The sequence below is a fragment of the Nocardioides sp. genome (assembly GCF_035429765.1).
Lineage (GTDB): Bacteria > Actinomycetota > Actinomycetes > Propionibacteriales > Nocardioidaceae > Nocardioides.
Genome location: NZ_DAOMFK010000173.1, coordinates 1 through 6,823, shown reverse-complemented (window position 1 = coordinate 6,823; position 6,823 = coordinate 1). Strand labels below are relative to the sequence as shown.

Below are 6,823 nucleotides of genomic sequence, written 5' to 3'. Positions count from 1 at the left end.
CCGGATCGCGGGAGCGACCCGGCCGCGACGCGGGCGGGGGCTCAGCCCTGGTAGCGCGGGAAGGCCCCGCGCCCGGCGTACCGGGCGGCGTCGCCGAGCTCGCCTTCGATCCGCAGCAGCTGGTTGTACTTCGCCACCCGCTCGGACCGGGCCGGGGCACCGGTCTTGATCTGGCCGCAGTTGGTGGCGACCGCGAGGTCGCTGATCGTGGTGTCCTCGGTCTCGCCGGACCGGTGGCTCATCATGCAACGGAAGCCGCTGCGGTGCGCCAGCTCGACCGAGTCCAGCGTCTCGGTGAGCGACCCGATCTGGTTCACCTTGACCAGCAGCGCGTTGGCCTGGCCGCCGGTGATGCCGCGCTGGATCCGCTCGACGTTGGTGACGAAGAGGTCGTCGCCGACGATCTGCACCTTCTCGCCGAGCTCGTCGGTGATCGTCTTCCAGCCCTTCCAGTCCTCCTCGTTGAGGGGGTCCTCGATCGAGACGATCGGGTACGCCGCGACCAGCTCGGCGTAGTAGGCCGTCATCTCGGCGCTGGAGCGCTTCTGGCCCTCGAAGGCGTACTTGCCACGGGAGTGGAACTCCGAGGCAGCCACGTCGAGGGCGAGCGCGATGTCCTTGCCGATCTTGAGGCCGGCAGCCTTGACCGCTTCGGCGATCAGGTCCAGGGCGGCGCGGTTGCTGTCCAGGCTCGGGGCGAAGCCCCCCTCGTCGCCCAGGCCGGTGGCCAGCCCCTTCTTCTTCAGCACCGCCTTCAACGCGTGGTAGACCTCGGCACCCATCCGGAGCGCCTCGGAGAACGACGCCGCGCCGATGGGCGCGATCATGAACTCCTGGATGTCGACGTTGGAGTCGGCGTGGGAGCCGCCGTTGAGGATGTTCATCATCGGGACCGGCAGCAGGTGCGCGTTGGGGCCGCCGAGGTAGCGGTAGAGCGGCAGCCCAGCGGAGTCCGCGGCCGCGCGGGCGACCGCCAGGGAGACTCCGAGGATCGCGTTGGCCCCCAGGGAGCTCTTGTTGGGGGTGGCGTCGAGCTGGACCATCAGCTGGTCGACCAGCCGCTGGTCGTCGGCGGGCAGGCCGACCACCGCGGGCGCGATCTGGTCCATCACCGCGGCCACGGCCTTCTGGACGCCCTTGCCGGCGTACCTCTTGCCTCCGTCGCGCAGCTCCACCGCCTCGAACGCGCCCGTGGAGGCGCCGCTGGGCACGGCGGCACGACCGAACGCACCGTCCTCCAGGGCGATCTCGACCTCGACGGTGGGGTTGCCGCGCGAGTCGAGGATCTCGCGGGCGCCGACTGCTGCGATGGATGCCACGGTGGTGCTCCTCAGGGGTGGGGCGACGTGCCTGCGGTCGGGCCTGTCTCCGCTGTCGAGGGACCTGCCCGGGGGACGGCTCCCAGCCTAGCCACGTCGGCTCCGGCCGGGGCCCCGGGTGCGCGGCGTACCTCCGTTGCTCCTCCCCGTCACTCGGCTCGGACCACCACCAGGCAGAATCGGGGAACCACACCGGCCCGCCACCCGTCCGAGGAGACATGCGCCGTCCTCACGTCCTCGCCGTCACGGCCGTCCTGCTCGCCGCTCTCACGGCCTGCGGCAGCACGACCCAGGAAAGCGGCGAGGCCACGGGGTCGGCCTCACCAAGCGGCCCGGGCAGCGGTACGCCGACCGTGGGCAGCTACCCGGCCTACCCCCACCAGGACTACGCCTACACCCTGGTGATCTCCTGCTTCTGCCCCGACGCCGGCCAGCCGATCCGGATCACGGTGCGCGACGGCCGGGTGGTCTCGGCGGTGTACGCCCAGCGCGGGCGCGGGCACCGACCGGGCGACGCGGTGACGGCGGAGTACCAGCGCAAGACCCTCGACGACGTGATCGCCGCGGCCAACAACACCGAGGCGGACCGGGTCGAGGTGCTCTGGCCGGCCGGCCAGGACTACCCGACCAGCGTGTACGTCGACGCCCTGGCCAACGCTGTCGACGAGGAGATCGGCTTCACGGTGTCCCGCGTGCGCCCGCTGGACTAGCCCGAGCCGCCAGGACCGGACGGGTCGCTGGCCGGCGCCGGCAGCACGCGGAGTACGGCGGTGCGCAGGGCCTGCTCGGGGTCGACGCCGACGGCGTGCGCCTCGACGACCAGCGCGAGCAACCGCTCCCCCAGGTCACCGCCGGGGTCGGGGGTGACCGGGGTCCCGGCCCGGGCGAGCCGGTCGAGCACCTTGTCGGCGTACAGCAGCGCCGGCAGCGACGCGGGAAGCCCGTCGGTCACCGAGCGGCGCGGCTTCTCGGTGGCCTTGATCGACTCCCAGACCTCGGTGACCGCGGCGGGGTCGCCGGCCTGCGCGTCCCCGAACACGTGCGGGTTGCGCCGGCGCAGCTTGTCCACGATGCCGGTGACCACGTCGTCGAGGGCGAAGTCGCCGGCCTCCTCGGCGATGACCGCGTGGAACCACACCTGGAGCAGCAGGTCGCCGAGCTCCTCCCGGAGATGGTCGGCGTCGCCGGACTCGATCGCGTCCACGGTCTCGTGGGTTTCCTCGAGCAGGTAGCGCACCAGCGTGCGGTGGGTCTGGCTGCCCTTCCAGGCGCACTCGGCGCGCAGCCGCCGCATCACCCCCAGGAACTCCAGGAGCAGCGCCCCGGTGGCCCGGTCGATCACGGCGTGACCGGCGCGGTCAGCCGCAGCGCTGCGCCACCGGCAGCTCCGCGGTCACCGCCGGGTCGGGCTCGGGCTCCAGGCCGGCGGTCGCGGTGTCGCTCACCGCGTGGGACACCCCGGTCTCGACCCGGGCGAAGGTCCCGTCGGCGAAGTCGAAGCCGAAGCGCGGGTCGATCTCCACCGTGTGGGTGTCGGCCCACTGGCTGAAGAGCTGCTGGCTGCGCTTGGTCACCTCGTCGACCGTGGGGTCGGCGGTCCCCTCGTCGGCGAGCGCCTTGCGGGCCGCTGCCTCCATGATCGACTGCACGTAGACCTGGTTGGTGGAGACCTCGATCAACGTCTCCCGGGTCTCCTCCGGGTACGCCGCCACCTGGGTGCGGGCGGCGGAGAGTGCCGAGTCGTAGCCGGCGTCGGGCTCGACGTCGTACTCCTCGGCCACCTGGTCGGCGATGGACCGGCTGATCTGGCCGGTGAGGATCTGGTAGCGGGCCAGGCTCATCGGCAGCGGGCTCTGCAGGTCCTTCTCGACCGCCTGGCAGATGAGCTGGCTCTGCTCGTCGACGTCGCTGAGCGTGATCGTGTCGTCCCCGACCTGGGCGGCCACCCCCGGACGGGCGCTCCCGCAGCCGGACAGCAGCACGGTGCCGGCCACGGCCAGGGCGGCCAGGCGACGCAGGTGGTGGGTGCTCACGGGTTCTCCTCGGACTGCTGCGGGGCAGGGGCAGGCGGGTCGACCACGGTGTCGAGGACCGTCCGCGCCCATTCAAGCAGGACCACACCAGTGATCGGACGACCCCCGACCACGGCGGTCTGCGGCCGCGGAACCAGCACCGTGCGCACCGGTGCCTTCACGATGCTCCGCGGGTAGAGCCGCTGCAGCCGGACCACCCGCGACTCCGGGAGGTCCACCGGGGCGAAGCGGACGTGCTTGCCGGCGATGGTGACCTCACCGACCCCCGCCCGGCGCGCGCGGGCACGGAACCGGGCCACCAGCAGCAGCGAGGCGACCTCCTCGGGGGGCGTGCCGTAGCGGTCGACCATCTCGTCGCGCAACGAGTCGACGTCCTCGTCCGAGCGCACCTCGGCCAGCCGTTTGTACATCTCCAGCCGCAGGCGTTCGGACGGGATGTAGTCGTGAGGCAGGTGCGCGTCGACCGGCAGCTCGATGCGCACCTCGGCCAGCTCGGGCTCGGCGTCCCCACGGAACTCCTGCACGGCCTCACCGACCAGCCGCACGTAGAGGTCGAAGCCCACGTCGGCGATGTGCCCGGACTGCTCGCCCCCCAGCAGGTTGCCGGCGCCACGGATCTCGAGGTCCTTCATCGCGATCGCCATGCCACCGCCGAGGTCGGAGTGCTGGGCCAGCGTGGCCAGCCGCTCGTGCGCGGTCTCGGTGAGCGGCTTCTCGGCCGGGTAGAGGAAGTAGGCGTAGGCGCGCTCCCGCGAGCGGCCCACCCGGCCCCGCAGCTGGTGCAGCTGGGAGAGGCCCAGCATGTCGGCGCGCTCGATGACCATCGTGTTGGCGTTCGAGACGTCCAGACCCGACTCGACGATCGTGGTGCAGACGAGGACGTCGAACCGCTTCTCCCAGAAGTCCAGCATGACCTGCTCGAGCTGCTGCTCGCCCATCTGGCCGTGTCCGACGGCGACCCGCGCCTCGGGCACCAGCTCCCGGAGCCGGGCGGCCGCCTTCTCGATCGAGCTCACCCGGTTGTGGATGTAGAAGACCTGGCCGTCACGGAGCAGCTCCCGACGGACCGCGGCCACCACCTGGCGGTCCTCGTAGCCGCCGACGTAGGTCAGCACCGGGTGCCGCTCCTCGGGCGGGGTGGTGATGGTGGACATCTCCCGGATGCCGGTGATGGCCATCTCCAGGGTGCGGGGGATGGGCGTGGCGGACATCGACAGCACGTCGACACTGGTGCGCAGCCGCTTCATCTGCTCCTTGTGCTCCACCCCGAACCGCTGCTCCTCGTCGACGACGATCAGCCCGAGGTTCTTGAACCGGATGTCGGGGTTGAGCAGCCGGTGGGTGCCGATCACGATGTCGACCGAGCCCTCGGCGAGCCCGTCGACGACCGCGCGCGCCTCCGCGTCGGTCTGGAACCGCGACAGCGCCTTGAGCACGACGGGGAAGGCGCTCATCCGCTCGGCGAAGGTGGAGTGGTGCTGCTGGACAAGCAGCGTGGTCGGCACCAGGACGGCCACCTGCTTGCCGTCCTGCACCGCCTTGAAGGCCGCCCGGACCGCGATCTCGGTCTTGCCGTAGCCCACGTCGCCGCAGACCAGCCGGTCCATCGGCACGCTGCGCCGCATGTCGGCCTTGACCTCGTCCACCGTGCTCAGCTGGTCGGGGGTCTCGGTGAAGGGGAAGGCGTCCTCCAGCTCCCGCTGCCACGGCGTGTCCGGGCCGAACGCGTAGCCCTGGGTGGCCTGCCGGGCGGCGTACAGCTTGATCAGCTCGGCGGCGATCTCGCGGACCGCCTTGCGCGCCCGGCCCTTGCGCCGGGCCCAGTCCGCCCCGCCGAGCCGGTCCAGCGTCGGCTGCTCGCCCCCGACGTACCGGGTCACCTGGTCCAGGGCGTCGGCCGGGACGAACAGCCGGTCCGGCGGACCACCCCGCTTGGCCGCGCCGTACTCCAGCACGAGGTACTCGCGGGTGGCGCCGGCCACCTCCCGCTGCCGCATCTCCACGAAGCGCCCCACGCCGTGCTGCTCGTGGACGACGTAGTCCCCGGTGGTCAGCTCGAGCGGGTCGATCTGGCGCTTGCGCCGTGCCGGCATCGCGCGCATGTCGCGCGTCGAGGAGCGCTGCCCGGTCAGGTCGTCCCCGGTGAGCACCGCGAGCCGATGGCCGTCGTCGACGAAGCCGTGCGAGAGCGAGCCGGTCGCCACGGTGACCACGTCGCCGGCCAGCGCCTGCGCAGAGGCGTCCGCAGCCACGAGACGGGCGGGCAGGTCGTGCTCCCCCAGCACCTCGACGGTGCGCTCGGCGAGCCCGGGCCCGGGCTGCACGATAACCACGCGGTAGTGCTCGGCGAGCCAGTCGCGGACGTCGGCGACGGCGCGCTCGAGGTCACCGTGGTACTCCTCGGCCGGTCGGGCGGCGAGCACCACCCCGCCGTCCTCCTCCGCACCGAGACCGAAGGGGCTCATCGTCCACCACGGCTGCCCCAGCCCGAGGGCGTGCTCGCGGACCTCGCCCAGCGCGCGGTACGACGCCGCGCCCAGGTCGATCGGCGCCTGGCCGCCACCGGCGGCCGCCGCCCAGCTGGCTCCGAGGAACTCCTGGCTGGTCGCGACGAGGTCGTGCGCCCGGGTGCGCACCCGCTCGGGGTCCAGCACCAGGACGTGGGTCTCCGGGGGAAGCACGTCGACCAGGAGCTCCATGTCGTCGACCAGGGCGGGGGCGAGGGACTCCATCCCCTCCACCGCGATCCCGGCCGCGATCTTGTCGGTGAGCTCCAGGAGCTGGGGATGGCTGCGGCCGAGCTCGGCCGCCCGTCGGCGTACCTCCTCGGTGAGCAGCAGCTCCCTGCAGGGCGGCGCCCACAGCCGGTCGACCGGCGCCAGGGTGCGCTGGTCGGCGACGGCGAAGCTGCGGATCTCCTCGACCTCGTCCCCCCAGAGCTCCACGCGGAGGGGGTGCTCCTCGGTGGGCGGGAAGACGTCGACGATGCCGCCGCGGACCGCGAACTCGCCCCGCTTCTCGACCAGGTCCACCCGGGAGTACGCCGCGTCGGCCAGCCGCCGCACCAGCTCGTCCAGGGGCGCGGCGTCCCCGGGCTCCAGCGCGACCGGGGCCAGGTCACCGAGGCCGCCGACCTGCGGCTGCAGGATCGAGCGGACCGGGGAGACGACCACCCGGAGCGGACCCGGGCCGTCCTCGGGGTGGCGGAGCCTGCGCAGCACGGCCAGCCGCCGCCCCACCGTGTCGCTGCGGGGGCTGAGCCGCTCGTGCGGCAGGGTCTCCCAGCTGGGGTAGTAGGCGACCGTGTCGGGGTCGAGCAGGTCGGCGAGGTCCTCGACGAGGGCCTCGGCCTCGCGGGTGGTGGCGGTGACGGCGAGCACGGTGCGGCCCGCCTCGACCAGCCCCGCGACCAGGAACGGCCGCAGCGCCGAGGGGCCGGTGAGGTCGAGTGCGCCGCGGGTCGCGGCGCGC

At 72.9% G+C, this 6,823-nt stretch carries 5 protein-coding genes; 1 reads left to right on the top strand and 4 read right to left on the bottom strand.

Translation table 11 applies throughout. The features are described from left to right. Positions 1-41: 41 nt before the first annotated feature. Entirely contained in the window at positions 42-1,319 is a 1,278-nt protein-coding gene (gene eno / locus PLP61_RS13535) for a phosphopyruvate hydratase (protein ID WP_324503263.1), read from the bottom strand. Between the two features lie 218 nt (positions 1,320-1,537). On the opposite strand from eno, the gene PLP61_RS13530 reads away from it, so the two are divergent. Next, positions 1,538-2,029, top strand: coding sequence for a DUF6174 domain-containing protein (locus PLP61_RS13530; protein ID WP_324503262.1), 492 nt, complete (start codon positions 1,538-1,540; stop codon positions 2,027-2,029). On the opposite strand, the gene PLP61_RS13525 is transcribed toward PLP61_RS13530, so the two are convergent. From PLP61_RS13525 to mfd, 3 genes are all read right to left on the bottom strand, one after another. Next, positions 2,026-2,661 carry a nucleoside triphosphate pyrophosphohydrolase gene (locus PLP61_RS13525; protein ID WP_324503261.1) on the bottom strand — a complete coding sequence of 212 codons (636 nt, stop codon included), beginning with the start codon at positions 2,659-2,661 and terminating at the stop codon, positions 2,026-2,028. The two genes, PLP61_RS13530 and PLP61_RS13525, sit on opposite strands and share 4 nt — an antisense overlap. A 16-nt stretch (positions 2,662-2,677) precedes the next feature. Further along, complete coding sequence (locus tag PLP61_RS13520; RefSeq protein ID WP_324503260.1) at positions 2,678-3,352, bottom strand: SurA N-terminal domain-containing protein; 675 nt, start codon at positions 3,350-3,352, stop codon at positions 2,678-2,680. Continuing rightward, positions 3,349-6,823, bottom strand: a 3,475-nt coding sequence (gene mfd, locus PLP61_RS13515; protein ID WP_324503259.1) for a transcription-repair coupling factor, incomplete at its 5' end; no start/stop codon positions are given. The genes mfd and PLP61_RS13520, both read right to left, overlap by 4 nt.

Excerpts from the sequence above, each read along its gene's own strand:
- PLP61_RS13530 (WP_324503262.1), top strand. The coding sequence starts at position 1,538 with ATGCGCCGTCCTCACGTCCTCGCCGTCACGGCCGTCCTGCTCGCCGCT.